The following is a 24,159-nucleotide window of genomic DNA, read 5'->3' as shown; positions in this document are numbered from 1 at the left end:
GGCCGCCGGAAGGACGCGAGAGCGGTCAGGGGTACACGCCCAGCTCGGTCAGCGCGGTGGCCAGGCGGTCGAGGTCGTCGTGCGTGCTGCCCAGGCCCCAGCTGGCGCGCAGCAGGCCGCCGGTGTCGCAGGTGCCGGCGCCGCCCAGGCGGCGGACCAGCGGGTGGGCGCAGAACAGCCCGGCCCGTACGCCGATGCCGTAGTCCCGGGCCAGCCGGTCGGCCACCCCGGCCGGATCGGGGACCGCGAACGAGACGATGCCGACGCGAGGCGCCCGGCCGCCGAAGAGGGAGACGCCGCCGCCGAGTGCGGCCAGCAGGCTCTGCTCGTGTTCGAGGAGGGCCACGCGGTCGGCCCGCAGCAGGGCCTCACAGACGGCGGCGAGCGAGATCGCGCCGACCAGGTTGGGGGTGCCACCCTCGTGCCGGGCCGGGCCGGTGGCCCAGACGACATCGCCGGGCGCGTCGCCGACGGAAGCGCTGGCCCCGCCGCCGCGCAGGTACGGCTCGGCGGCGTCGAGCCAGTCGCCGCGGCCGGCCAGCACACCCGCGCCGAACGGGGCGTACAGCTTGTGACCCGAGAAGGCCAGGTAGTCGGCGCCCAGGTCGTCCAGGTCGACCGGCACGTGCGGGGCGAGCTGGGCCGCGTCGACGAGCACCCGGGCCCCGTGCGCGTGGGCGATGTCGGCCAGTCGGCGGACCGGCCAGATCTCGCCCGTCACATTGCTGGCACCGGTCACGGCGAGCAGGGCCGGACCCCGTACGGAGGAAAGCGCGGCCCGCACTGCCTCGACCGCCTCGTCGGGGGTGGCCGGAGCCGGCAGGCGCACGGGCGAGGGCCAGGGCAACAGGTTGGCGTGGTGCTCACCGTCGAAGACGATGGTCGTGGTGCCGGCGGGCAGCGCCCGGGCCAGCAGGTTCAGCGCGTCGGTGGTGTTGCGGGTGAAAATCACGGCGTCCCCGTCGCGGGCGCCGACGAACTCGGCCACGGTCTCGCGGGCCCGCTCGTACTCGAAGGTCGAGCGCTGGGAGCGCAGGCCGGCGCCGCGGTGGACGCTGCCGTAGTACGGGAGCAGGTCGCGTACGGCGTCGGCGGCGGCACGCACGGCCGGCGCGGACGCCGCGTAGTCGAGGTGGGCGAAGCGGATGTCGCCGCCGGGCACCGGGACGGTCAGGTCGGCGCCGACGATGTCGAGGAGATCGGACATGGCTCTGCCTCCGGAGAAGCTCGCGCTTGCCCACGCCCGGTCGGGCGCAGGCCAGGTCTTCACCCGGGGCACCCCATCGCGAACGCAAGGGTTGCCGGCCAGCGAGCCGGGGCTTGACGCTGGCGCTCATGACCTTCGTGACGCAGCCTAACATTCTCTATCGCCTATAGGCTAAGTAGGGATATGGTCGGCCCATGAGCAACCAGACCTGGGCCGAATGGCACGCCGGCCACGAGCGCAACCTGGCCGACCCGCACGGATTCCTGGCCATCACCAGCCTCAACTTCCTCGACGCGACCCCGCGGCACTTCCCCGACGCGCCCGGCGAGTGGAGCACCGGCCCCGACGGCGTCACCGTCGAGCTGGCCGACGGCGAGTCGCTGACCGTCGACGGCGCCGAGGTCACCGGGCGGCACAACTTCGGCGTCCTGCCCGAGCGGGGCGGGGTCTTCCCCGGCTTCGGCGACGCGGTCGTCGAGGTGGCCAAGCGCGGCGGCTTCGACATCATCCGGCCGCGCCACCCCTCGAACGAGCTGCGACTGCAATTCCACGGCGTCCCGGCCTACGAGCCCACCGAGAAGTGGGAGCTGACCGGACGCTACGTGCCGTTCGACGAACCACGCGACGTCACCGTGGGCGCAGCGGTCGAAGGACTGGAGCACGTGTACGAGTCGCCGGGCCGCGTCGACTTCGAGGCGCCGACGGCACGGTCACGCTCGACTTCAACCGTGCCACCAACCTGGTCTGCGCCTACACGGACTTCGCCACCTGCCCACTGCCCCCGGCGGAGAACCGGCTGCCGGTCGCGGTCGAAGCGGGCGAGAAGATCCCGTACGAGCGTCAACCGTGACCGACGCGCTCGTCATCGGCGCGCCATCGCTCCCCCGCTTCAGACTTCGGTGCGCCAGCTGAACTCGGGTTCGTAGCCGAGCAGGCGGCGGGCCTTGTCGATGGAGAGCAGGGTCTCGTGTTCGCCCAGCTCCTTCGTGATCGGCAGGTCGGGGAAGACCTCGGCGGCCAGGGCGGCGCTGGAGCGGCTCATCACCGTGTCGGCGTTGGCGATCACGAAGATCTCGACGCCGGGTTCGGAGTAGGCCAGCGCCTTGCGGACCGCCTGGGCGCCGTCGCGGGCGTCGATGTAGCCCCAGGCGTTCCAGCTTCGCAGGTGGGGGTCGGCGTCGTAGCCGGGGAAGGCCGCGTAGTCGTGCGGCTCCATGACGTTGGAGAAGCGCAGGCCGATCATCGTCAGCTCGGGGTCCCAGCGGCAGAACTGGGCCGCCATCTGCTCTTCGAGGTGCTTGCCCAGCGAGTACGCCGAGTTGGGGCGGGCCTCGCAGTTCTCGTCGGCCGGCAGGTACGGCGGTGGGGTGCTCGCGAACGGCAGGCCGAGCACGGTCTCGCTGGACGCCCAGACGACCGTCTTGATGCCGGCCACCCGGGCTGCCTCGAAGACGTTGTAGGTGGCGGGCACGTTGTTGTGGAAGATCGCGGCGTTGGGCCGCAGCCCGGGCGCCGGGATGGCGGCCAGGTGCACGACGGCGTCGATGCCGTCGTAGCGGTCGTCGACCGCGGTCAGCGCGCCGACCACCTGGCCGAAGTCGGCGAGGTCGACCCGCACGTCGGCGGACGGCGCCGAGTCGAGGTTGACGACCTGCCGGCCGTGGTCGAGCAGATCCTGCACTACGGCGCGGCCGAGTTTGCCGCTGCCACCGGTCACCGCGATACGAGCCATGACCACCTTTCTACTCCCGCGTGAGGTGCTCCCGCAGGGCGGCCATGATCTCGCCCGCCGCTTCGAGCTGGGCCGGGGTCAGCGCGTCCACGAATATCTCCCGGATGTCGCGCAGGTGGGGTCGGTTGACCTGCTGAAAGATCGCCCGGCCGGCCGGCGCCAGCACGGCCTCGGCGCCGCGGTTGTCGGTCAGGCACTCCTCGCGCCGGATCAGGCCCCGCTTCTCCATGCGGCCGAGGTGGTGGGAGAGGCGGCTGCGTTCCCAGCCGACGGCGGTCGCCAGCTCGGACGAGCGCAGCCGCTCGCCGGGCGCCTCGCTGAGGGCGAGGAGCACCGTGTAGTCACCCGGCGAGAGCCCGTCCTTCTGCAGGCGGGCGGCCATGGCTGACCTGACCAGCTCGCCGGTCTCGATGAAATCACGCCAGACCCGTAGTTCCTCGCGGGTCGGGAAGCGCCGAGTGGCCACGGCCACACCTCCTGTAGTTGACGTGTCAATCGTAGCGGGCATAATTGACACGTCAATCAGCTTGGAGGCTTACATGAGTGACATCACCTTCGGCCTCGACACGTTCGGCGACGTGCCGGAGGACGACAACGGCAATCTGCTCTCGTACGGCGCGGCGATCCGCCAGGTCGTCGACGAGGCTGTCCTCGCCGACGAGCTGGGCGTCGACGTCATCGCGCTCGGCGAGCACCACCGCCCCGAGTACGCGATCTCCTCCCCCGAGACCGTGCTCGCCGGCATCGCCGGCCGCACGAAGAACATCCGGCTCGCTTCCGGCGTGACGGTGCTGAGCTCGGACGATCCCGTACGGGTGTTCCAGCGCTTCGCCACTCTCGACGGCCTGTCCAACGGCCGCGCCGAGGTGATCCTGGGCCGCGGCTCGTTCACCGAGTCGTTCCCGCTGTTCGGCTACGACATGGCCGACTACGACGTGCTCTTCGAGGAGAAGATCGAGCTGTTCGCCGAGCTGCTCAAGGAGAAGCCGGTCACCTGGAGCGGCACGACCCGCGCAGCGCTGACCGATGCCGACGTCTTTCCCAAGACCGACTCGGGTCACCTCTCCACCTGGGTGGGCGTCGGTGGATCCCCGCAGTCGGTGGTCCGCACGGCGCGGTACGGTCTGCCCCTGATGCTCGCGATCATCGGTGGCTCCCCCGACCGCTTCGCCCCGTACGTCGATCTCTATCGCCGTGCCGCCGACCAGCTCGGCACCGTGGCCCACCCGGTCGGCATGCACTCGCCGGGGTTCGTCGCGGACACCGACGAGGAGGCCAAGGAAGTGTTCTACCCGCGTTACAAGGTCATGCGTGACCGGATCGGCAAGCTGCGCGGCTGGCCCCCGCTGCGCAAGCAGGAGTTCGACCACGAGGTCGAGCACGGCTCGCTCTACATCGGCTCGCCCGAGACGGTGGCCCGCAAGATGGCCAAGGCGATCAAGACGCTCGGCGTCGGCCGCTTCGACCTGATCTACGTGGCCGGATCGACGCCCGCGAGCGCCCGCCTGCGCGCCGTCGAGCTGTACGGCAGCAAGGTGCTCCCGATGACCCGCGACCTGCTGGCGGCCTGAGCCATGGCGACAATCGGCATCCTCGGCGCCGGCAAGGTCGGCACCGTCCTGGCCCGGCTGGCCGTGGCCGCCGGGCACCAGGTGCTCATCGCCGGGTCGGGCGACGTCTCGAAGATCAGGTTGATCATCGGGGTGCTGGTGCCCGGGGCCGAGCCCACCACGGCCCGGGACGCGGCCGTCCGGCCCGACATCGTGGTGCTCGCGCTGCCGCTGGGCAAGCACCAGAGCCTCCCGGTCGACGCGCTGCGCGGCAAGCTCGTCGTCGACGCCATGAACTACTGGTGGGAGGTCGACGGCATCCGCGACGACCTCACCGACCCCCGCACGTCGTCGAGCGAGATCGTCCAGGCGTTCCTGCCCGATTCGCGGATCGTGAAGGCCTTCAACCACATGGGCTACCACGACCTCGAGGAGGGCGCGCTGCCGGCGGGCGCGCCCGGTCGCAAGGCGATCGCGGTGGCGGGGGACGGCGAGGCCGACGTCGCCGCTGTCGCGGCGCTCGTCGACGGGCTGGGCTTCGATCCGGTGATTGCCGGGTCGCTGTCCCAGGGCGTACGGCTGGAGCCCGGCACCGAGGCGTTCGGCGCCAACGTCGCGGCGGCCGAGTTGCGCGCCATGCTCGACCGTTTCCCGGCCTCCGAGCGGGGGCGGGAAGTGGCCGAAGCACGCGCCGCCGGGGGCTGAATCCGTACGGTCCGTGACGCCAAACCCATTCGGGCCGTGGCGGGCGACACCTGCCGACACGCCACCCGAAGGGGGTATCGGCGCGCAGAATGAGCCGGTGAGCCAAGAAGCGCCCCATCACGGCCACTCGACGCTGAAGGCCGCCGTGGTGATCGGCGCCCTCGGCGTGGTGTTCGGCGACATCGGCACCAGCCCGATCTACACGATCCAGACCGTCTTCAACCCGGCCGACCCGCACCCCGTGCCGATCAGCGAGGGCAACATCCTCGGCGTCGTGTCGACCATCTTCTGGTCGGTCATGATCATCGTGACGCTGACGTACATCACCCTGGTCATGCGGGTCAACAACGACGGCGAGGGCGGCATCATGGCCCTCATCACGCTGCTACGCCGCTGGGGGTCGTCCAATCGCCGGCGCAGCGCGGTGTTCCTGGCTGCCCTGGGCGTCTTCGGCGCCTCGCTGTTCTTCGGCGACAGCATGATCACCCCGGCCATCTCGGTGCTGTCGGCGGTCGAGGGCCTCGAAACCGTCCGGCCCGGGCTCCAGAGCATCGTCGTGCCGCTCACCGCCGTGATCATCGTGGTCCTGTTCGCGTTCCAGCGGCACGGCACGGCCGCGGTGGGCCGGTTCTTCGGCCCGGTGATGATCGCCTGGTTCACGGCCATCGGCGCGGCCGGCATCTGGGGGATCGCGCGGGAACCCCGCATCCTCGAGGCGCTGTCCCCGACGTACGCGATCGGTTTTCTCGCCGGGCACTTCCACATCGCGTTCTTCGCGCTCGCCGCCATCGTCCTCTCCGTCACCGGCGCCGAGGCGATCTACGCCGACATGGGGCATTTCGGCCGGAAGGCCATCGTGATCGGCTGGCTGAGCCTCGTGCTGCCGGCGAGCACGCTCAGCTACCTCGGCCAGGGCGCGCTGCTGCTCGGCGACGAGAGCAAGGTCACGAGCCCGTTCTTTCTGCTGGTGCCGGACTGGGCCCGGTTGCCCCTGGTGATCCTGGCCACCGCGGCCACCGTCATCGCGGCCCAGGCGGTCATCACCGGCGCCTACTCGGTGGCGTCCCAGGCCGGTCAGCTCGGTTACCTTCCGCGGTTGCGCGTCGTCCACACGTCGGAGTCGGCGTTCGGCCAGATCTACGTCCCGTGGATCAACTGGCTGCTCATGGTCTCGGTGCTGGTGCTGGTCTTCGCCTTCCGCAGCTCGGCCGCCCTGGCCTACGCGTTCGGCATGGCCGTCGTGGCCACGATCACCATCACCACGCTGCTCTTCTTCTATCTGGCCCGGGTGCGCTGGAAGACGCCGCTGTGGGCGGTGGTCATCGGTGGCGGTCTGCTGCTCGCCATCGACCTGCTCTTCGTCAGCGCCAACCTCACCAAACTCGTGCACGGAGCCTGGCTGCCGCTGCTGATCGGTCTCACCGCGTTCACCGTCATGACCACGTGGCAGCGTGGCCGGGCGATCGTGACCGCGGAACGTGACCGCGCCGAGGGCTCGCTGAGCGAGTTCGTCGACGACATCCAGAACCGCGAACCGCCGCTGAGCCGGGTGCCCGGCACGGCGATCTTCCTGAACCGCGGCAAGCAGACCGCCCCGCTCGCGCTGCGGGCCAACGTCGAGCACAACCACGTCCGGCACGAGCACGTGGTCGTCCTGTCGATCGAAACCCTGCCCGTGCCGCGGCTCGCCGACGATCAGCGGATCCTCGTCGACCACCTGGGCCACGCGGGCGACGGCATCACCCACGTTTCCGCGCGCTACGGCTACATGGAGACGCCGGACGTGCCGGCCCTGCTGCAGATGCTCGACGCCGAGCTGACCGAGGGCCAGATCTCGGTCGACCAGGCGTCCTACTTCCTGTCGAAGATCGAGCTCGGCCGGGGCCCGTCGCCGACCATGGCGCCCTGGCGCAAGCGCCTGTTCATCGCCACGTCGTACATCACGGCCGACGCCGCCGAATACTTCAGCCTGCCTCGCGACCACACAGTGATCATGGGTTCGCGAATAGAGGTCTGAAATACCGGAGCGTCGCCTCCGTCTTGGTCACCTGGGGCTCGTCGTCCGGAACGATGCCGTGCGCCCGCAACGCGCTCGACGTCTCGGCCGCCACCTGGGCCGCCTTGGCCGACGGGCAGCGCGTGGACAGCTCGGCGATCGACGACCCGTCCGGGAACGTCCACTCCTCGGCCACCAGCGGATGGTCGGAGGCCGCGAGCTCGAACCGGCAGCGCCGCACCTCGACCGGGCCCAACGTCAGCAGGCTGTCGAGAGGCACATTGGCGTACGCCGTGAGAAGGCGCCGCTGGCGACCGGAGAGCAGCCGAGCGAGCGGCTTGCGGGCCGCGACCGTGCGCTCGACCTCGTGCCGCCCGAGGGTGCGCTTGAGCGCCCCCGAACAGGCGTAGTTGTCGGGCAGCGCGTCGATCTCGACCGCGAACCCGTTGTCGTTGCGCAGCCACCCCGGCAGCGCCTTGGGCAGCACCGGGCGCAGCTTCACGACAGCGTCGCTCGGGCGCCCCTTGGTGCTGCGCAGGCGCACGATGAGCCCGTGCTGCTGAAGGGCGAGGTCGGCCGTGTCCAGAAAGTAGATCCGGCGGGTTGTGCCGCATTTCACATCAGCACCGAGGGAACGCAGATCGGCGGAGGAAACCGCCACTTTGAGCTCGACCTTGGGTGCCTGCTTGCTCATCGGAGGTTGCCAGAAACACCTGGTCATTACTGCTTCAGTCACTGCACGCCCGCGTTCCCGGTGGTCCGACATGCCGACCCGCATTGCCCGAATCGGCGAAACAAAACATTCCCCTTTTTCTCGATCGAAAACCTGTTGACAATGGGCGGAAAAGCCAGTCAATTTACCCTGAGTTAACCTGACAAACCCTTGGCGTTCACCGCGCCAGCCATCATACCCCCGGCCTGTGACACAGGCCGTTTGTCCGGTTTCAGGTTCGGTGCCCCTCCGTGATACTGACTGCCGCCATTCGCCCGACGCCGTCAGGAGCGCCCGTGGAGCCCGAACCTCGGAAGATCGAGACGTCGATCAGCGACAGCCACGGCATCCTGGTCGGCGACGGCGGCATCCAGTTCAACTACGCCGGCCGCGCGACGGCCGGGGACAACGTCATCGACCAGTTCGCCCCGCGATACGCCGCCGGGCAGCTTCGTGCGATGCCGTTCCGCGCCGCCTTCCAAGTCCTCGCGGAAGCTCCGGTCGACAAGGCGGCCGCGGTCCTGCGGCTGTTGCTCGCCTCCAGCGATGCCCTCGTCGTCGCGTTGATTGCCGAGATGCATCCGGAACGAGTCCGAGCGCTGGTCGACGCCGGCGGCGCGGAACTCGAAGTTCTGCGCGACATACGAGAAGCGGACGACCAGATCTCCGACTGCCTCGACACGCTGCACCCGGCTCTCGGCGCCGAGCAGGGCGGCCTTCGTCGCGTGGCACCCTCCCCGCGCGGGAACACCGGCTTCTACCGCCGCTTCGAGCACGGCGCCATTTTCTGGTCCTCCGTCGGCGGCGCCGTACCCCTGAGCAGTCCCTTCTTCGACTTCCACGGGGACGCGGGCGGAACCGGCGGCCGGCTCGGCTTCCCCATCGACGTCAGCCGGCCGGTGACGGGAAGAGGCGTCGTGACGGAGGCTCACCGGCAGGATTTCGAGTTCGACGAGCACTCTCGCCGTACCTCCGCCTACTGCACTACGGAGTACGGCGTCTTCGCCACCTGGGGCGGCATCGGCGAGCACTACGACCGGCGGGGAGGTCCCGACAGGTTCGGCTTTCCCACCGGGCCGGAAGTCGTGATCGGCCCGACGCGCCGACGCGGCACCGGGGACAGCGGCTGGATCCAGGCCTTCGAGAAGGGCAGCATCGCCTACACCGATTCCACCTCGGCCATCGAGATCATGTCCCCGGTGCGGGACTACTACGACGCCAACGGCGGCGCGGCCGGCCGGCTCGGCTTCCCGCGCGGATCGTCACACGTGGCCGGCCGTTCGCCCCAGGGCACCGACGGCCGGTTCCAGCGTTTCGAGGGCGCCTGGGATTATCCCGACGATCTGCTCGCCGCATGCATCGGCTTCGGCCATCCTGGCGGCGCCTCCGTTTACACCTCAGTCCACGGCACGCACAAGGTCGACGGCGGCATCGGCATCCTCTACGAACGCATGGGCGGCACCGCCGGTTGGCTGGGCTTCCCCACCGAGGGCTCGCAGAAGGCCGACGACCAGCGCCGGACACAAGGCTTCGAGGGCGGCGCCATCTACTGGTGCCCCGAACACAACGCAGTTCCCGTCCGCATGGACGTCCTGGCTCTCCTGCACCCCGACATCGGCTTTCCCACCCACGCCGAGCAGCCGATCGGCGCCGGCCCCGACACCATCCAGTTCTTCGAGGCGGGCATTGTCACCCGCCGCTCAACCGGCCTCACCGTCTGGCACCCCTGACAGCGCACAACCAGCGCTCACCTCATGCGAGGGGCAACACCATGCCTGCCGCGTTGCCTCGCTGGTGGCAGCCTGTTCATAGACCGCGGCAGCCCGCCAGGCCTCCGCCGGCAGCTGCGCATCATGGGGTCGAGCCGTCCGAAGACGTCCCGCGTGCGGCGAACGGTCGGCCGGCACCCAACCCATCGGCTTCCCCCATCGGTGAACGTGCCGCGGATTGTGCCACCGCCCACCGACACTTTTCCGGCGTTCGAGCTACCGAAAAGAACCAGGGGCGAAACCTTCAAGCACGGACCGCCCTTCGCCGATGAGGAGTCGAGCAAGCGCGGGCGTGCCGCGCTGGTCGAAGAAGCGAAGGGTTCCCCCACCGTGCGCCTCCCCCGAAGCGTGGCGGCCGGACTGGCCGCCGCCGTATTGTGCGGCAGCCTGACCGGCTGCAGCAGCCTCAAGCAGCTCACCAGCAGCAGCAAACCGCTGATAGGCGAGAGCAGCCCCAGCGCGTCGCCTTCCCCCACACCCAGCGCCGGCGCCAGCGCTCAGGCGGTCAAGCTTCCCGTCCGGGCCAGCGGCCCGCTGGACACCGGCACGGTCACCCACAGCCTCAAGCAGGGCACCTTCTCGGTGCAGCTGACCTACTGGACCTCGGACAACGCCAAGCTCTACAGCGCCGAGACGCTCAAGACCATCAACGTCGCGGCCCATGTCGAGGACGCCGACGACACCCACCGCATCACCATCAGCACGTTCCAGGTGGTCCAGGACGACGGTACGAAGCGGGTCACCGCCGCCACCGACAACGGCAGATTCGATGTCACCCCGCCCTACCCCTACAACACCGTGGTGACGCTGCCGGCGGCGACCACCGGAGCAACGACGCTCACGCTCACGATCCGGCTGGACCTGTTGGTGGAGACGGCGCCGAAGTCGGGCAGCTACTACCGCTCCACCGCACTCGACACCCTGACCCTGCCGTTGCTCACGAATGGTGCTCCCCGATGACCGAGTCCAGCCCCGGCCTGCGCCGGGCCACCGACCGCCAGATCCTGCTGCCCCGCAGCGCCAAGGCCGGCCCGCTCGCGCTTCCCCCGGCCGTGCCGCAGCTGCACGAGCTCGAGGCCGTCGAGACCATCTCCGGCGAGATCGCGGCGGCCTCGACCACCGCCACTCCCCGCAACGCCACGATCAGCTGCATCATCCCCTGCTACAACGAGCAGGACACGATCGCCGACGTGCTGAAGAGCCTGCTGGCTCAGACCCGGCTGCCGGACGTCATCCACGTCGTCATCAACAACACCGACGACGACACCCCCGAGATCGCCCGCGGTTTCGAGGGCCGGCACACCCGTTCGGTGAAGGGCGAGGAGTTCGTCACCACGGTGCACGTCCACGACATGGGCGTGAACCCCGACAAGAAGGTCGGCGCGCTCAACTACGGCTACTTCCTGTCGCGGGGCTACGACTACATCCTCGGCGTCGACGGCGACACGACGCTCGCCCGCGACACCGTGGAGCGGCTCGAGCTGGAGATGACGGACGACCCCCGGATCGGCGGGCTCAGCGCCATCTACAGCATCGACAAGAACCGCAAAGGCCTGATGGCGCGGTTCCTGGTGGCCGGGCAGCGGGCGCAGTTCGCCGCGTTCAACATGGACAACCTGCTTCGCGGCCGCAACATGGCCGTGTTGGGCGGCCAGTGCAGCCTGTTCAACATGCGGGCGCTCGAGACGGTCATGGTCCGCCACTACCAGCAGGCGCCGTGGGTCCGCGACAGCGAGGTCGAGGACAGCAAGCTGTCGCTCCAGATCAAGGACGCGGGCTTCAGCACGAAGATCAGCGCGACCGCCCGGGCGTACGTGGGCCCGATGACCAACCTCCGGGCGCTGCACGGCCAGCAGGTGAAGTGGAACTTCGGCGCCATCGACCTGTTCTGGCCGGGCCAGCGCGGTGACAGCAAGGGTCAGCCGCTGCACCCCAACCTGCGGCTGCGGTGGTTCGAGAACATCTCGATGGCGTTCAACATCATTTCGCGGCTGGGCTTCCTGCTGCTGCTGGTGGCCGCGCTGTCGATCGACGCCTTCGTGTTCAACCCGATCTGGCTCATCCCGCCGGCCATCGCGATGCTGCTCAACCTGCGCCTCGCACTGTCCATGAAGGACAAGAGCGCCTCCGACATCCTCTATGCGGCGCTCTTCATCCCGGCCGAGCTCTACATGTTCGTACGGATGGGACACTTCGTCTCGGCCTGGGCGCAGTTCCTGGCCAAGACCGATCAGGACAACTGGGCCGCCCAGGCCAACGCGGAGAAGGGCAAGGGCTCGGCCTACGTCATGCCGCTGGTCGTGCTGATCGCCGTCATGGGCGGGGCCATCTTCGCCTGGACCCAGCAGAGCGTGGGCGTGCAGTCGGCGATCCTCTCGCTCGGCTGGCCGTTGCTCTACATCGCCACCATCGCCCAGTCCGTGTTCATGCTGCGCAAGCTGGTGCGCCGCCACCGCGGCTTCGCGGTCTGAGGTAGCTACAGGGCCGCCTGGACAAGATCGGTGAACCCGTTGGCCAGCAGAATCACCGCGATCGAGGTCAGCAGGATGCCGGCCACCCGGTCCAGGATCATGCCGATGCGGGGCGAGACGCGCCGCTCGACGTGCCCCGACACATAGAGCGTCAGCCCGGTGACGATGGCGTAGGCGAGAGCGGCGAGCGACAGCAACAGTCGCTCGCCGTTGTCGTTCGCGTCCGCCGACGCGGCCACCCCGAACGCGAACGTCGTGCCGCCGACGGTCAGCGGGAAGGTCAGCGGCGTGAAGAGCACCGAGCGCCACGGAACGTCCGGCACAGCGCCTTCATCCGGCGCGGGTGAGGCGACGGTCCCGCGCATCATCGGCACAGCGGCCAGCAACAGCGCGATCCCACCGGTCGCGGTCAGCGCCGCCGTGCTGATGCCGAGCAGCACGAGCAGCGGCTCGCCGACCCAGATCGCCATCAGCACGAAGACGACCACGTTGGCCGTCAACCCCAGCGCGAGCCGCAACTGCTCGGACTGGGCGTAGGGCCGGACGATCGGCAGGTACGACGCCAGCGCGGCGACCGGGCTGTAGAGGGCGAACAGCGCCAGGAACAGCACCAGCGCGCTGTGCTCCAACATCGGAGGTCAGAAATCCACGGCGTCGCGGATCAGCGGGCAGGTCATGCAGTGCCCCCCGCCGCGGCCCCGGCCGAGTTCCGCGCCGACGATCGTGATGACCTCCACCCCCGCCTTGCGCAGCAGCGTGTTGGTCAGCGTGTTCCGGTCGTACGTGAAGACCTTGCCCGGTTCTAGCGCGACCGCGTTGTTGCCGCTGTCCCACTGCTGGCGCTCGGACTGGTAGACGTCGCCGCCGGTCTCGATGACCCGGAGCTCCTTCAGGCCGAGCGACTCCGCGACGACGTCGACGAACGTCCGCGAGCCCTCGTCGGTGGCTTCGATCCCGTGCGCGTTGTCGCTGGGGCGCAACGAGAACGCGTGGATGCCGTCCACAATGGCCGGATAGAGCGTCGCGATGTCACGGTCGGCAAAGGTGAACACCGTGTCCAGGTGCATGGCGGCGCGCAACTTGGGCATGCCGGCCACGACGACCCGCTCGGCGGCGCCCTGGTCGAAGAGGGCCTTGGCCACCTGGGTGATGGCCTGTCGCGAGGTGCGCTCGCTCATGCCGACCAGCACGATCCCGTTGCCGACCGGCATCACGTCGCCGCCCTCGAAGGTGGCCAGGCCCCAGTCCCGCTCCGGGTCGCCCCACCAGACGGTCGAGCCGGCGAAGTCCGGGTGGAACTCGTAGATCGCCTTCATCAGCAGCGTCTCGTCGTGGCGCGCGGGCCAGTACAACGGATTCAGCGTCACCCCGCCGTAGAGCCAGCACGTGGTGTCCCGCGTGTAGAGCGTGTTCGGCAGCGGCGGCATCAGATACTCCCGTACGCCGGTCGATTCCCGCGCCAGAGCGACGTACCCGGACCGGAAGTCGGCCGGCAGATCCGACGTGGCCAGGCCGCCGATCAGATAGACGGCCAGCTCGCGGGGGCTGAGCGAGGAGAGGAAGGCGCGGGTGTCGTCGACCAGCCCGATGCCCACCTCGTTCGGGACGATCTTGCGCTCGAGCAGCCAGGACCGGGCGTCCGGGATGGCCATCGTCTGCTCCAGCAGCTCGTGCAGCTCAACCACCTCGACGCCGCGCTCGCGCAGCTTGTTGACGAAGTCGGCGTGGTCGCGCTGCGCGTTCTCCACCCACATGACGTCGTCGAAGAGCAGATCGTCGGCGTTGCTGGGGGTGAGCCGGCGGTGGGCCAGCCCGGGCGAGCAGACGAGCACCTTGCGAAGCCGGCCGACCTCGGAGTGGACGCCGTAGGGGGTGGATTCGGTCATGATCGACTCCTAGGGTCAGATGGAGATCCAGCCCGCGGCCAGGGCCACGATGCCGGCGACCGCCCCGACGACCGAGACGGCCAGGATGACCAGTTCGCGCGGCGAGAAGAGCTGTCGGCCCTGCTCGCCGGGCCATCACGAACAGGATCGTGGCCGGGGCGTAGACGATGAACGAGACCAGCAGGAACTTGGGACCCGCCGCGAACAGCAGGAACAGGGTGTACGCGGTGGCGATCAGCGGGATCGTGAGCGCGCGTCCGCGGCCCAGCTTGACCGCGTACGCCGCCGCCAGCAGGAACGGGACCAGGCTGAGAGCGCTGGTCAGGTCGAGCGCGAAGTTGAAGGCGTCCTCGGAGAAGTACGTGACGATCAGGACGATCTGGATCAGGATCGTGGTCAGCAGCAACGAGTTGAAGGGCACGTCGGCGCCCCGGGTGCGGCCCAGGAAGCGCGGCATGTCGTCGTCACGCGCGGCCACGAAGAGCACCTCGGCCGCCATCAGCGTCCACGCGAGGTAGGCGCCCAGCACCGACACGATCAGGCCCACGCTGACCAGCACCTTGCCCCACGTGCCGAAGGCGGCGTCGAGCACCCCGCCCATCGACGGCTGTCGCAGCTGGGCGATCTCCTGGTACGGCAGAACGCCGTACGAGACGACGGTGACCGAGGCGAAGACGGCGAACACGCTCAGAAAGCCGAGGACGGTCGCGCGGCCGACGTCCTCGCGCCGGGCGGCGTGCCGGGAGTAGACGCTGGCCCCCTCGACCCCCAGGAACACGAAGACGGTGACCAGCATGGTCCCGCGCACCTGGTCGAACAGCGAGCCCAGATCGCTGCCGCCGCGCAGGTTGTCGGCGAACACCTGCGGGTCGAGCGCGAACAGGGCGAGAAACACGAAGGCGATGATCGGCACCAGCTTGGCCACCGTGACCACGCGGTTGATGACGGCCGCGTCCTTGACCCCGCGCTGCACGAGATAGAAGAACGCCCAGACCCCCACGGTGGAGCAGACGACGGCCAGGACAGTGTCGCCCTCGCCCAGCGCCGGGGCGATCGTGCCGATGGTCGACATGATGAGCACCCAGTAGGTGACGTTGCCGACGCACGCGCTCGCCCAGTACCCGAACGCGGAGAAGAAACCGAGATACTCGCCGAAACCCGCCTTGGCGTACGCATAGACGCCCGCGTCCAGCTCGGGCTTGCGTACGGCGAGAGTCTGGAACACGAAGGCCAGCATCAGCATGCCGGCCCCCGCGATCACCCACGCGATCAGCGAGCCGAGCACCGCCGTCTCCTGCGCGAACCGCCGCGGCAGCGAGAACACCCCCGCGCCGACCATCGACCCGACGACCATCGCCGTCATGGTCATCAGCGTCAGCTTCTGCGGCAGGCTGACCGCCGGCACAGTGCCGGTGGTGCCCATGGCGTCCTCCCTCGGCAACCGATTCCGGTCACGGCGACTGTCCCGTGCGGGGAGCAGGCCCGGCATCACCCGCCGGGGATGAACGTCGTGGCACGAATAAGCCGCCGATCCCGGGGAATGCGCGGCCCATGACGACGACCACCACCACGGCTGCCGCCATGGCCGGACTGACCGACGCCGACGCCGCGCTGCTGCAGCTCGGCAGAACGCTGAAGGAAAGCGGTTACAGCTTCACGACTGTCACACCGGCCACTCATGAGCGGGTCAATCGCCGCCCCGGCAACGCCACCGCGGGCAACCTGCGTGACGTGTTCGGCTGGAGCCGGCCGTTCGCCCCCGATCTGCTGCCCGGGCCGATCGCCGACCTGCTCCGCACGGCCGGCGCGGTCGACACCAGCGGTGAGCTCTGGCGGAGCCGGGTGCGCTTCTCCTCGTACGACGGGGAGCTGTTCGTGCATTCGGCGTTCCCGACCGACGCGCCCGACTCGGTGTTCCTCGGCCCCGACACCTACCGGATGGCCGACGCCGCCGCGGCCTGCGCGAGCAGCCGCTCCGTCACGCGCGCGGTCGACATCGGCTGCGGCACGGGCGCCGGAGCGATCACCGTCGCCAAGCGCGCGCCCGGCTCCGAGGTGGTCGCGGTCGACATCAACGACAACGCCCTCCGGTACGCCCGCATCAACGCCGCACTGGCCGGCGCCGACCGGGTGCGTCCCGTCCGCAGCAACCTGCTCGACGACGTCGACGGCTCCTTCGACCTGATCGTCTCCAACCCGCCGTTCATGATCGACCCGGCCGGCCGCACCTACCGCGACGGCGGCGGCCCCGGCGGCCACGAGTTGTCGCTCGCCATCATCGACGTCGCGGCGAAGCGCCTGTCCCCCGGCGGTTCGCTGGTGCTGTTCAGCGGCTGCGGCATCGTCGACGGGCGCGACCCACTGCGCGAGGCGGCGGCCCAGCGGCTGGCCGGCGCCGGCCTGAACTGGGCCTATCGCGAGGTCGACCCGGACGTGTACGACGAGGAGCTGGACGGCCCCGCCTACGCCCGGGCCGAACGCATCGCGGTGGTGCTGCTGACCGCCACCCGTCCGCGATGACGCTCACCCTCGGCGTCGAGGAGGAGTTCCTGCTGCTCGACCCGGACACCGGCGAGAACGCGCCGATGGCCGAGAAGGTCTACGCCGACCTGCCCGCCGAGCTACGTCACCGCAGCCGCCGCGAGTTCCGGCCCAGCATGGTCGAGATGGTCACCGACGTCTGCACCGGCCTGGACGAGCTGCGCGACCAGTTGCTGACCGCCCGCCGGGCCACGGCCGCGGCGGCCACCGCCACCGGCACCCGGCTCGTGGCGATCGGAGCCACCCCGGTCGCCGAGCCGGTCCGCGAGCCGATGGACGACACCCGCTTCCGCCGGATCGTGGACCACTACGGCCCGATCGCGCGTGATCCCGCGGTCTGCGGCTGCCACGTCCACGTCGGCGTCCCCGACCGGGCCCTGGCCGTGCGCATCTGCACCCGGATGCGCCCCTGGCTGCCGGTGATCCAGGCGCTGGCCGCCAACTCCCCGCTGCATCTGGGCGCGGACACCGGCTACGCCAGCTGGCGCTCGATCCAGCTCGACCGCTGGCCCAGCCTGGGCCCGTGGCCGCACCTGGCTTCGGTGGACGACTACAAGCGCACGGTCGAGACCCTGATCGCCTCGGGCGTGATGATGGACCACAGCATGCTGTTCTGGTTCTCCCGCCCCTCGGCGAACTTTCCCACGGTCGAGGTCCGGGTCGCCGACGTCTGTCTCGAAGCGGCCGACACCGTGCTGATCGCCGCCCTGGTGCGCGGCCTGGTCGACACCATGGCATCCCTGCCGTCCGAGCCGGTGGCGATCCCGGACGTGGTGCTGGAAGCGGCCCATTGGAATGCCGCCCGCGGGGGCGTGGAGGGCACCCTGCTCGACCCGCGCTCGGCCCGGCCGCGTCCGGCCTGGGACCTGGTCGCCGAACTGCTCGACCTGGTCACCCCGTCGCTCGACCAGCACGGCGACCTCGACGTCGTGACGGCCGAACTCGACCGGCTACGCCGCGACGGCACCGGCGCCGCCCGCCAGCGGCGCCTGCTCGAAGCGGGCGGTGTCGTCCCGGCGCTGACATCTGTGGGTGACGCGACCGTCGCCGGATGATCAGGCCAGACGGCGCCAGAAGTGGGCCAGGGTGGCGGCGCCGTTGAGGAGCATCTGGATCGAGACCCGTTCGTCGTCGTGCCAGCGGTCCTCCGGGAGGCCGATCCCGAAGAAGAGGTCCGGGGCGCCGAGCTTGCGGGCGAGCAGTTCCGCCGGACCGCCGCCGGCGTTGCCCATGCGGCCGGGGCGCCGGCCGAAACCCTCCTCCATCGCGGCCGCCAGCACGGCCAGCGCGGGCAGGTCGCCCGGCGTGCGGTAGGGCTCCTGGGAGATCTGCTCCGAGATGGTCAGGTCGTAGTCGACCCTGTCGTCGAGGCGGGACGCCACCCACTGCCGCAGCTGTTTCTCGACCGTGGCGGCCCGCTGCCCCGCCGACGTACGGATGCTGAGCCGCGCCGTGGCCACCGCCGGCACCGCCGCCCGGGGCAGTCCGGTGGGGTGTCAGGTAGTCATGCACCCGGCCCGACTACCCGTGAAGGGCCCGCTCATGCCCGGAGCGCCTGCTCGAACCGGTCCGCGTCCCACTTCTGAGCCAGCGCCTGCCGCACCAGCTCGGCCTGGGTCGGCGGGGCCAGTCAGCCGATGGGCTGGTCGCGGTCGAGGTCGGCCGGGAACGCGTAGCCCTCGGCGGACGCGGCGATCACGTTGTCGACCGAACCGCCGTACGTCCGGAGCACCGGGTAGAGGGCGGCAACCATGGCCGTACGGTCGACGGCCTCCATCGCGCGGCCGAAGCCCGACGAGATCTGCAGGAGGTTGGCCATCCGGCGCACGCCGGTGGATCTGTTGGTGCCCGCCCCGTGGAACACGGCAGGGTTGAAGAAGACGGCGTCGCCCTTGCTCAAAGGCAGCTGCACGCGATGGACGTCGAAATAGCCTGTGAATTCGGGCTGGTGGAAGGCGATGTAGCCGGTTGACCACGTTGACCTGCGAGGTCACCTGATATCCGGCGCCCAGCCAGGCCTCGCAGACCAGGGCCAGGGTGTCGTTCTCGTAGTACCCGGCGAACGCGGCCGGATCGCGCAGCGCGAACTTGTCGAGCGCGCCCCACACCCGGTCGTTGGCGCCGGGCTGCGCGAAATGGTCTCCACCCCGTACGCCGGAAGCCTTCTGCTCCTCGATCAGCGCGGTGAAGACAGCCGTCGCGCGGTCGACCACCGCCGGCTCGAACGCCCCCCGGAAGACCACGATGCCGGGCCCGTCGCGCAGCGCCCGGATGAGCTCACCCTGGATCTCGCGGGTGCCCGGCAGCGACCCGGGATAGATGAGCACGTTCTCGACGACGTCGGTGGCGTGCGGGTAGTCGGTCAGTTCCGTCTTTCGCTCGCAGACCGCCCGGAAATCCTCCAGGTCGCAGTCGGCGGCGGTGAACCAGGTTGTCATAGCAGTCACGCTAGGTCGCCGGCCGCACGTTCCTGGTCGACGTCGTGGTGCAGGCGCCGCCCCGCTTCTCGGCGGCGATCCGCGCGGCGATGGAGGCGGAACTGCCCGGGTTGCGCCCGGCGGTGTTCCGCGCCCGTTCCACCTGACCGACGGTCCCTCCGTACGCGAAGTCGTCGCGGCCCTCGATCGGGCCGGGCGCAACGGTTCACACGGCGTCATCCTGAAGGCCCCCGACCGCCCGGAGGCCGCCGCCGGTGCTCTGCCCGCGCCGCTCGTCACGCTGGTCACCGACCTGCCGCGTAGTCCCCGCATCACGTACGCCGGCCTCGACAACCATGCCGCCGGGGCTACCGCCGCCTATCTGATCGACCAGTGGCTCGGTGAGCGCCCGGGCGACGTGCTCGTGGTGCGGGGCCGGGGCACGTTCCGGGGCGAGGACGAGCGGGAGGCCGGCTTCCGCGCCGAGACTCACCGCCGCGTCGTCGAGGTCACCGACGCGGAGGACCGGGCGGATGCCCTACGACGGGAGATCGGCGACCTGCTTGCGGCCGGCCCGCCGGTGCGGGCGATCTATTCGCTCTACGCCGGCGCGGGCGGCAACACGGCCATGGTCGAGGCGTTCCGGGATCACCCGTACGACTTCTTCATCGCACACGACCTCGACCGGGAGAACACGGCCCTGCTACGCGAGCGCAAGCTTTCGGCTGTGCTGCACCACGATCTCCGCACCGACCTGCGCCGGGCCTGCCACGCCATCCTGCAGGCACACGGCGTGCTGCCCGGCCCGATCCGCACCAACCCGTCGGCGGTGCAGGTGATCACGCCGCACAACGCCCCACCGGTCGAGTTCTGACCCACACCTTGACTCACACCCTGGGGTACGGGTTTAGGGTCGCGGCATGCGGGTGGGCGAGCTGGCGCGACGGACCGGCACGACGGTGCGCGCGCTGCGCTACTACGAGGCGGCCGGCCTGGTCGTCCCGCGCCGGCTGAGCAACGGCTACCGCGAGTACGAGCCGGTGGCCGAACGCCAGGTCGCCCAGATCCGCGAGCTGATGGCCCTGGGCCTGACCGTCGAACAGACCCGCCCGTTCGTCGAGTCGATCGGCAACGGCGACGACGTGTGCGCCGCCGCCGTGGCCACGTTCCGCAGCACGGTCAGCGGCCTCCAGCGGCGGATCGGCGAGCTGATGGCCCAGCGCGACGCGCTCGACGCCCGCATCGACGCCGCGGCCCGCCAGGTCGTGACCGGCCCGCCGACAGCCGGCTCGCTGCTCGGGACGAGCCTGCCGCCGCTGCGCTTCCACGCCACCGACGGACGCCCGGTCGACCTGGGCGCCCTCGGCCCCGGCCGTACGGTCGTGTTTGTCTATCCGCTGACCGGCCGCCCCGGCGTCGACCTGCCGCGCGGCCTGCTCGAGGTGGCCGGCGCCCGCGGCTGCACCGACCAGGCCATCTGGTTGCGCGACCACCACGCCGAGATCCTGGCCGCCGGCGCCGCTCGCGTATACGGCCTGTCCGCCCAGTCGACCGGCTACCAGCGCGAACTGGTGCACCGGCTGCGCCTGCCCTACCCGCTGATCCCCGACCCGCGGCTGACCCTGGCCGAGGCGGCCGGCCTGCCCACGCTGACCGCGGGCGACATGACCCTCTACGACCGGCTCACCCTGGTGGTCGCGGACGACGTGGTCGAGCACGTCTTCCACCCGATCCCCGACCCGGCATCGCACGCGCTCGAGGTGATGCGCTGGCTCACCCAGCGCCGCCGGGCCGCGGCCTGAGGACCTGGTGTCGCGAACACGATCGTGGTCGGCATCGCCGTAGTGGCTGTTCTTGCGCTTAGCATGTGGTCACTCCCTGTCCGACCTGTGCGGAAAGCCCGACCGGCGCCGCCAAGAAATCACCGAAGAGGCGCGGGTGCGGTTCGAGGTTCTGGGGCCGGTACGGGTGTGCACGAGCGACGGCGAGGCGGCGACCCTGGCCCCGAAACCACGGGCCCTGCTGGCCGTGCTTCTCGCCGCGGCGGGCCGGCCGGTCACCGTGGAGCGGCTGCTGAGCGAGTTGTGGCCCGAGGGCGCCCCGTCGACGGCCACGGCGACGCTGCAGATGCACGTGTCGGCTCTCCGCAAGGTGGTCGGTGACCGGGTGGGCACCGCCCCGGGTGGCTACCGGCTCGACCTCGTGGGGGCGTTCTTCGACGCGGCCGAGTTCGAGACGGGCGGCGACCTCGGGCTGTGGCGGGGTGACCCGTACGAGGGGGTGGCCGCGGGACCAGCCGTGTCGGCCGCCGCCGCCCGGCTGGCCGAGCTGCGGCTGACCGCCCGCAACGAGTGGGCGCAGCGGGCCCTGGCCGACGGCCGGCACGTGGCCGCGGCGACCGAGCTGGCCGGATGGGCGGCCGAGCAACCGACCGCCGAGGGCCTGGTCAAACAGCTCATGCTGGCGCTCTACCGGTCCGGCCGGGCCGGTGACGCGCTTTCCGCGTACGACCGCACGGCCGCTGCCCTGGACGACCTGGGCGCTCGCCCCGGCCCGGAACTGGACGCGCTGGCCGCCGCCGTCCGCCGCCAGGACCCCACCCTCGACCGTCCCGCGCACGGCGTCCCAGCTCAGCGCAACCGGTTCATCGGCCGTCGGGCCGAGCTCGACCGGGCCATCGGCCTGCTCGGCACCGCCCGTCTGCTCACCGTCGTCGGGCCGGGCGGGGCCGGCAAGACCCGGCTCAGCCTCGAACTGGCGCGGGAGCTGGCCGCGGACCACGACACCGTCCACATTGTCGAGCTGGCCGAGCACCGCGACGGACCCCTCGGCGCCCGGCTGGCCGCGGCCACCGGTATCCGCGAGGAGCCCGGCACACCGATTCTGGAAACGGTGACCCGCCTGCTCACCGGGCGGGTGCTGCTGGTGCTGGACAACTGCGAGCACGTCCGGCCGCAGGCAGCCGAACTGGTTCACACGCTGCTGGCCACCTGCCCGGGCGTCCGCGTGCTGACGACCAGCCGGGAGCAGCTGGGCCTGAGCGGCGAGGTGATCTTCACGTTGGGCGGCCTCGCCACGCCCGCGCCGGGCTCGGCCGACCCGCACACCGACGCCGTGCGGCTGCTGGCCGACCGGGTCGCGGCCGCCCGTGGCGGCGCCGGGCTGGCTCCGGCCGAGCTGGCCGTGGCGGCCGAGCTGTGCCGCCGGCTCGACGGCCTGCCGCTGGCGATCGAGCTGGCCGCGGCCCGCCTGCGCGCGCTGCCGCTGTCCGAGATCGTGTCCCGCCTCGACCGCCGGTTCGACCTGCTGACCGGCTCGTCGCCGGTGCAGCGCCACCAGACGATGCGGGCCGCCATCGACTGGGGTTACGAGCTGCTCGACGTGCCGCAGCAGGAGCTGCTGCGGCGGCTGGGGGTCTTCGCCGGCGGGTTCGACCTGGCGGCGGCGGCCGAGGTGGCCGGGGCCGATCCGCTCGAACCGCTGACCCAGCTGGTCGATCGGTCCATGGTGGAGTGGCGGGACGGCCGCTACCGGCTGATCGAGACGATTCGCGAGTACGCCCGGGAGAGGCTGGGACCGGCCGAGCGCTCCGAGGCCTTCGGCCGCCTGGTCGCGTACTGGATCGGGCGGCTGGCCGAGCCGCCGCCGGTGGACGGGCCCGCGCACACCGGGTGGCTGGCCGCGACGGCGGCCGAGCACGACACGATCGTGGCCGCCCTCAACTGGGCTCTGCGCGAGGGCGACCCCGCGGACGGCCTGCGGATAGCCGCCGCCATGTGGTGGTACTGGTGGATCTCGGGACGCATGGCCGAGGGCCTTACCTGGCTCGACCAGGCTCTGGCGGCCTCGGCCGAGCCGTCCGCGCTGCGGGCCCGGGCTCTGCGGGCGGCGGCGGCGCTGGCCCGCAACTCGGGCGACCTGGTGGCGGCCCGGCGGCTGGGCGAGGAGGGCCTGGCGGTCTTCCGGGCGCTCGACGACCGTACGGGAATGGTGGCCGCCCTGAACAACCTGCTGATCACCGCCCAGGCCCAGGAGGACTACCCGGCCTCCCTGGCGTTCGGCCACGAGGCGCTGGAGCTGGCCGAGCAGGCGTCGGACGCCCGGATGGTGGCGGCCGCGTCGAACAACACGGCCGGGACGCTGCGTTGCCTGGGCCGGCTGGACGAGGCCGAGCCGCTGTTCACCCGCGCGCTGAACGGTTTCCGCGCCCTCGGCGACCGCCGCGGGGAGGCGGCCGCCCTGTCCAACCTGTCGACGACCGACCGCCGTCGTGGCCGCTACGAGCCGGCCCGCCGGGCGATGCGCGAGGCCCTCGCGGTCTACACCGAGCTGGGTATCGCCGAGGGGCAGCTGGACGCGGTGGAGGGCCTGGCCCAGCTGGACGTGCTCGAAGGCGACGCCGAGGGCGGGCTCCGGCTGCTGGCGGTGGCCGAGCGGGAGCGCACAGAACTGGGCGCGCCCACCTTCACCCCCGACGAGATCGCCGACCGCGACCGCGCCGAGGCAGCCGCGCGGGATGCGCTCGGCCCGGCCGCCGTGGCCCGCGCCTACCGGGACGCCACCGCCACCACCCTCGAGAGCGCGGTCGCGCAGCTGCTCGCGTGACCTTTGGGGTTTCTTTGGCGCCTCCCCGCAGAGTTCGGCCCATGAGAAAAAGCCTCGTCGCCCTGACCGCCCTCGTCGCCGTCTCTCTCACCAGCGCGTGCAGCCTGCTGGAGCCGGCCGTCGCCGCGACGTCTCCCACTCCGGCCGCCAGCCCCACGGGCAGCGCCGACTCCGGTTTCGGGTCCGTACGGGACTCCGGTGACATCCCCGACCCGTGCACGCTGCTCGACCGGGCCGAGGTCGTCGACCTCACCGGTCGCGAGATCACCCAGATCGACGAGGACGGCGCCGAGCCGGGCGAGGCCACCCGCTACTGTCAGTGGCAGCAGTCCGGCGGCCAGCTCGCCGTCTTCCTGAGCCGCACCAGCCCGGCCGACTTCCAGGTCACCGTGGCCGATGCCGAGCCGGTCGACGGGGTGGGCGAGGACGCCTTCGCGCACTCCGGCCACCTGTACGTCCTCTACGGCACCGTGCAGCTCGACGTCTACTCGCGCGGCGCCTCCGACACCCGGAATCTGGCCGACGCCAAGCAGGTCGCCCGGACGCTGCTGCCGCGGATCTGACCTAC

Annotated in this window: 20 protein-coding genes, 2 pseudogenes and 1 riboswitch; of the genes and pseudogenes, 13 read left to right on the top strand and 9 right to left on the bottom strand. The window is 70.9% G+C overall.

Annotated features, from left to right (window positions below):
* Positions 1 to 25: 25 nt before the first annotated feature.
* Positions 26 to 1,207, bottom strand: a complete 1,182-nt coding sequence (locus tag KXC43_RS20545) for an aminotransferase class V-fold PLP-dependent enzyme (RefSeq protein ID WP_221377717.1) — start codon at positions 1,205 to 1,207, stop codon at positions 26 to 28.
* 17 nt (positions 1,208 to 1,224) lie between these two features.
* A riboswitch (SAM riboswitch) is annotated at positions 1,225 to 1,341 on the bottom strand.
* Positions 1,342 to 1,401: 60 nt separating this feature from the next.
* On the opposite strand from KXC43_RS20545, the pseudogene KXC43_RS20540 reads away from it, so the two are divergent.
* A pseudogene (locus KXC43_RS20540) lies at positions 1,402 to 2,057 on the top strand (DUF1684 domain-containing protein).
* A gap of 39 nt (positions 2,058 to 2,096) precedes the next feature.
* Here the strand turns inward: KXC43_RS20540 and KXC43_RS20535 are convergent.
* Positions 2,097 to 2,939 carry an NAD-dependent epimerase/dehydratase family protein gene (locus tag KXC43_RS20535; protein WP_221377716.1) on the bottom strand — a complete coding sequence of 281 codons (843 nt, stop codon included), beginning with the start codon at positions 2,937 to 2,939 and terminating at the stop codon, positions 2,097 to 2,099.
* Between the two features lie 10 nt (positions 2,940 to 2,949).
* Positions 2,950 to 3,405 carry a MarR family winged helix-turn-helix transcriptional regulator gene (locus KXC43_RS20530; protein WP_308129171.1) on the bottom strand — a complete coding sequence of 152 codons (456 nt, stop codon included), beginning with the start codon at positions 3,403 to 3,405 and terminating at the stop codon, positions 2,950 to 2,952.
* A gap of 73 nt (positions 3,406 to 3,478) precedes the next feature.
* On the opposite strand from KXC43_RS20530, the gene KXC43_RS20525 reads away from it, so the two are divergent.
* The 3 genes from KXC43_RS20525 to KXC43_RS20515 all read left to right on the top strand — a co-directional run bounded on the left by KXC43_RS20525 (position 3,479) and on the right by KXC43_RS20515 (position 7,211).
* Positions 3,479 to 4,510, top strand: coding sequence for an LLM class flavin-dependent oxidoreductase (locus KXC43_RS20525; RefSeq protein ID WP_221377714.1), 1,032 nt, complete (start codon positions 3,479 to 3,481; stop codon positions 4,508 to 4,510).
* Positions 4,511 to 4,513: 3 nt separating this feature from the next.
* Complete coding sequence (locus tag KXC43_RS20520) at positions 4,514 to 5,194, top strand: NADPH-dependent F420 reductase (protein ID WP_221377713.1); 681 nt, start codon at positions 4,514 to 4,516, stop codon at positions 5,192 to 5,194.
* 97 nt (positions 5,195 to 5,291) lie between these two features.
* Positions 5,292 to 7,211, top strand: a complete 1,920-nt coding sequence (locus KXC43_RS20515; protein ID WP_221377712.1) for a potassium transporter Kup — start codon at positions 5,292 to 5,294, stop codon at positions 7,209 to 7,211.
* Here KXC43_RS20515 and KXC43_RS20510 read toward each other — a convergent pair.
* The gene (locus tag KXC43_RS20510) at positions 7,186 to 7,884 is read right to left on the bottom strand and encodes a CYTH domain-containing protein (RefSeq protein WP_221377711.1); all 699 of its coding nucleotides are present in this window, start codon (positions 7,882 to 7,884) and stop codon (positions 7,186 to 7,188) included. The two genes, KXC43_RS20515 and KXC43_RS20510, sit on opposite strands and share 26 nt — an antisense overlap.
* Positions 7,885 to 8,198: 314 nt before the next feature.
* On the opposite strand from KXC43_RS20510, the gene KXC43_RS20505 reads away from it, so the two are divergent.
* The 3 genes from KXC43_RS20505 to KXC43_RS20495 all read left to right on the top strand — a co-directional run bounded on the left by KXC43_RS20505 (position 8,199) and on the right by KXC43_RS20495 (position 12,142).
* Positions 8,199 to 9,632, top strand: a complete 1,434-nt coding sequence (locus tag KXC43_RS20505; RefSeq protein WP_221377710.1) for an LGFP repeat-containing protein — start codon at positions 8,199 to 8,201, stop codon at positions 9,630 to 9,632.
* A gap of 369 nt (positions 9,633 to 10,001) precedes the next feature.
* On the top strand, positions 10,002 to 10,631 hold the full coding sequence (locus KXC43_RS20500; RefSeq protein ID WP_308129170.1) for a hypothetical protein: 630 nt from the start codon (positions 10,002 to 10,004) through the stop codon (positions 10,629 to 10,631).
* The gene (locus KXC43_RS20495; RefSeq protein ID WP_221377709.1) at positions 10,628 to 12,142 is read left to right on the top strand and encodes a glycosyltransferase family 2 protein; all 1,515 of its coding nucleotides are present in this window, start codon (positions 10,628 to 10,630) and stop codon (positions 12,140 to 12,142) included. The genes KXC43_RS20500 and KXC43_RS20495 overlap by 4 nt, the downstream gene beginning before the upstream one ends.
* A gap of 5 nt (positions 12,143 to 12,147) precedes the next feature.
* Here KXC43_RS20495 and KXC43_RS20490 read toward each other — a convergent pair whose 3' ends face one another.
* The 3 genes and pseudogenes from KXC43_RS20490 to KXC43_RS51050 form a co-directional block, all read right to left on the bottom strand.
* Complete coding sequence (locus KXC43_RS20490) at positions 12,148 to 12,774, bottom strand: MarC family protein (protein WP_221377708.1); 627 nt, start codon at positions 12,772 to 12,774, stop codon at positions 12,148 to 12,150.
* A gap of 6 nt (positions 12,775 to 12,780) precedes the next feature.
* Positions 12,781 to 14,028, bottom strand: a complete 1,248-nt coding sequence (locus KXC43_RS20485; protein ID WP_221377707.1) for an arginine deiminase — start codon at positions 14,026 to 14,028, stop codon at positions 12,781 to 12,783.
* A 184-nt stretch (positions 14,029 to 14,212) separates the two neighbouring features.
* Positions 14,213 to 15,367: pseudogene (locus tag KXC43_RS51050) on the bottom strand (basic amino acid/polyamine antiporter); the annotation flags it as partial.
* Between the two features lie 212 nt (positions 15,368 to 15,579).
* On the opposite strand from KXC43_RS51050, the gene KXC43_RS20480 reads away from it, so the two are divergent.
* Together KXC43_RS20480 and KXC43_RS20475 are read left to right on the top strand one after the other, a co-directional pair.
* Positions 15,580 to 16,548: a methyltransferase gene (locus KXC43_RS20480; protein WP_255644462.1), complete on the top strand. Its 969-nt coding sequence runs from the start codon at positions 15,580 to 15,582 to the stop codon at positions 16,546 to 16,548.
* The gene (locus tag KXC43_RS20475) at positions 16,545 to 17,624 is read left to right on the top strand and encodes a carboxylate-amine ligase (protein WP_221377706.1); all 1,080 of its coding nucleotides are present in this window, start codon (positions 16,545 to 16,547) and stop codon (positions 17,622 to 17,624) included. Before KXC43_RS20480 ends, KXC43_RS20475 begins: the two co-directional genes overlap by 4 nt.
* Here KXC43_RS20475 and KXC43_RS20470 read toward each other — a convergent pair whose 3' ends face one another.
* Complete coding sequence (locus KXC43_RS20470; RefSeq protein ID WP_308129169.1) at positions 17,625 to 18,029, bottom strand: zinc-binding metallopeptidase family protein; 405 nt, start codon at positions 18,027 to 18,029, stop codon at positions 17,625 to 17,627.
* A 170-nt stretch (positions 18,030 to 18,199) separates the two neighbouring features.
* Positions 18,200 to 18,481, bottom strand: coding sequence for a phytanoyl-CoA dioxygenase family protein (locus tag KXC43_RS20465; RefSeq protein ID WP_221377705.1), 282 nt, complete (start codon positions 18,479 to 18,481; stop codon positions 18,200 to 18,202).
* 509 nt (positions 18,482 to 18,990) lie between these two features.
* Between KXC43_RS20465 and KXC43_RS20460 the strand changes: the two genes are divergently transcribed.
* From KXC43_RS20460 to KXC43_RS20445, 4 genes are all read left to right on the top strand, one after another.
* Positions 18,991 to 19,860, top strand: a complete 870-nt coding sequence (locus KXC43_RS20460; RefSeq protein WP_308129168.1) for a substrate-binding domain-containing protein — start codon at positions 18,991 to 18,993, stop codon at positions 19,858 to 19,860.
* Between the two features lie 46 nt (positions 19,861 to 19,906).
* The gene (locus tag KXC43_RS20455) at positions 19,907 to 20,788 is read left to right on the top strand and encodes a MerR family transcriptional regulator (protein WP_221377704.1); all 882 of its coding nucleotides are present in this window, start codon (positions 19,907 to 19,909) and stop codon (positions 20,786 to 20,788) included.
* Positions 20,789 to 20,924: 136 nt separating this feature from the next.
* Positions 20,925 to 23,591: an AfsR/SARP family transcriptional regulator gene (locus tag KXC43_RS20450; protein ID WP_221377703.1), complete on the top strand. Its 2,667-nt coding sequence runs from the start codon at positions 20,925 to 20,927 to the stop codon at positions 23,589 to 23,591.
* Between the two features lie 41 nt (positions 23,592 to 23,632).
* Positions 23,633 to 24,154, top strand: a complete 522-nt coding sequence (locus KXC43_RS20445; RefSeq protein ID WP_221377702.1) for a DUF3558 family protein — start codon at positions 23,633 to 23,635, stop codon at positions 24,152 to 24,154.
* Positions 24,155 to 24,159: the final 5 nt, after the last annotated feature.

It is taken from the genome of Paractinoplanes polyasparticus, from assembly GCF_019710575.1.
GTDB lineage: Bacteria > Actinomycetota > Actinomycetes > Mycobacteriales > Micromonosporaceae > Actinoplanes > Actinoplanes polyasparticus.
The sequence above is the reverse complement of the archived record's forward strand: the minus strand, read 5'-3'. Positions and strand labels throughout refer to the sequence as shown.

Bases quoted from the DNA above. Each gene is read 5' to 3' on its own strand.
- KXC43_RS20510 (WP_221377711.1), bottom strand. From the start codon at position 7,884: ATGAGCAAGCAGGCACCCAAGGTCGAGCTCAAAGTGGCGGTTTCCTCC.
- KXC43_RS20475 (WP_221377706.1), top strand. From the start codon at position 16,545: ATGACGCTCACCCTCGGCGTCGAGGAGGAGTTCCTGCTGCTCGACCCG.
- KXC43_RS20485 (WP_221377707.1), bottom strand. From the start codon at position 14,028: ATGACCGAATCCACCCCCTACGGCGTCCACTCCGAGGTCGGCCGGCTT.
- KXC43_RS20535 (WP_221377716.1), bottom strand. From the start codon at position 2,939: ATGGCTCGTATCGCGGTGACCGGTGGCAGCGGCAAACTCGGCCGCGCC.
- KXC43_RS20490 (WP_221377708.1), bottom strand. From the start codon at position 12,774: ATGTTGGAGCACAGCGCGCTGGTGCTGTTCCTGGCGCTGTTCGCCCTC.
- KXC43_RS20480 (WP_255644462.1), top strand. From the start codon at position 15,580: ATGACGACGACCACCACCACGGCTGCCGCCATGGCCGGACTGACCGAC.
- KXC43_RS20545 (WP_221377717.1), bottom strand. From the start codon at position 1,207: ATGTCCGATCTCCTCGACATCGTCGGCGCCGACCTGACCGTCCCGGTG.
- KXC43_RS20525 (WP_221377714.1), top strand. From the start codon at position 3,479: ATGAGTGACATCACCTTCGGCCTCGACACGTTCGGCGACGTGCCGGAG.
- KXC43_RS20455 (WP_221377704.1), top strand. From the start codon at position 19,907: ATGCGGGTGGGCGAGCTGGCGCGACGGACCGGCACGACGGTGCGCGCG.
- KXC43_RS20520 (WP_221377713.1), top strand. From the start codon at position 4,514: ATGGCGACAATCGGCATCCTCGGCGCCGGCAAGGTCGGCACCGTCCTG.
- KXC43_RS20445 (WP_221377702.1), top strand. From the start codon at position 23,633: ATGAGAAAAAGCCTCGTCGCCCTGACCGCCCTCGTCGCCGTCTCTCTC.
- KXC43_RS20495 (WP_221377709.1), top strand. From the start codon at position 10,628: ATGACCGAGTCCAGCCCCGGCCTGCGCCGGGCCACCGACCGCCAGATC.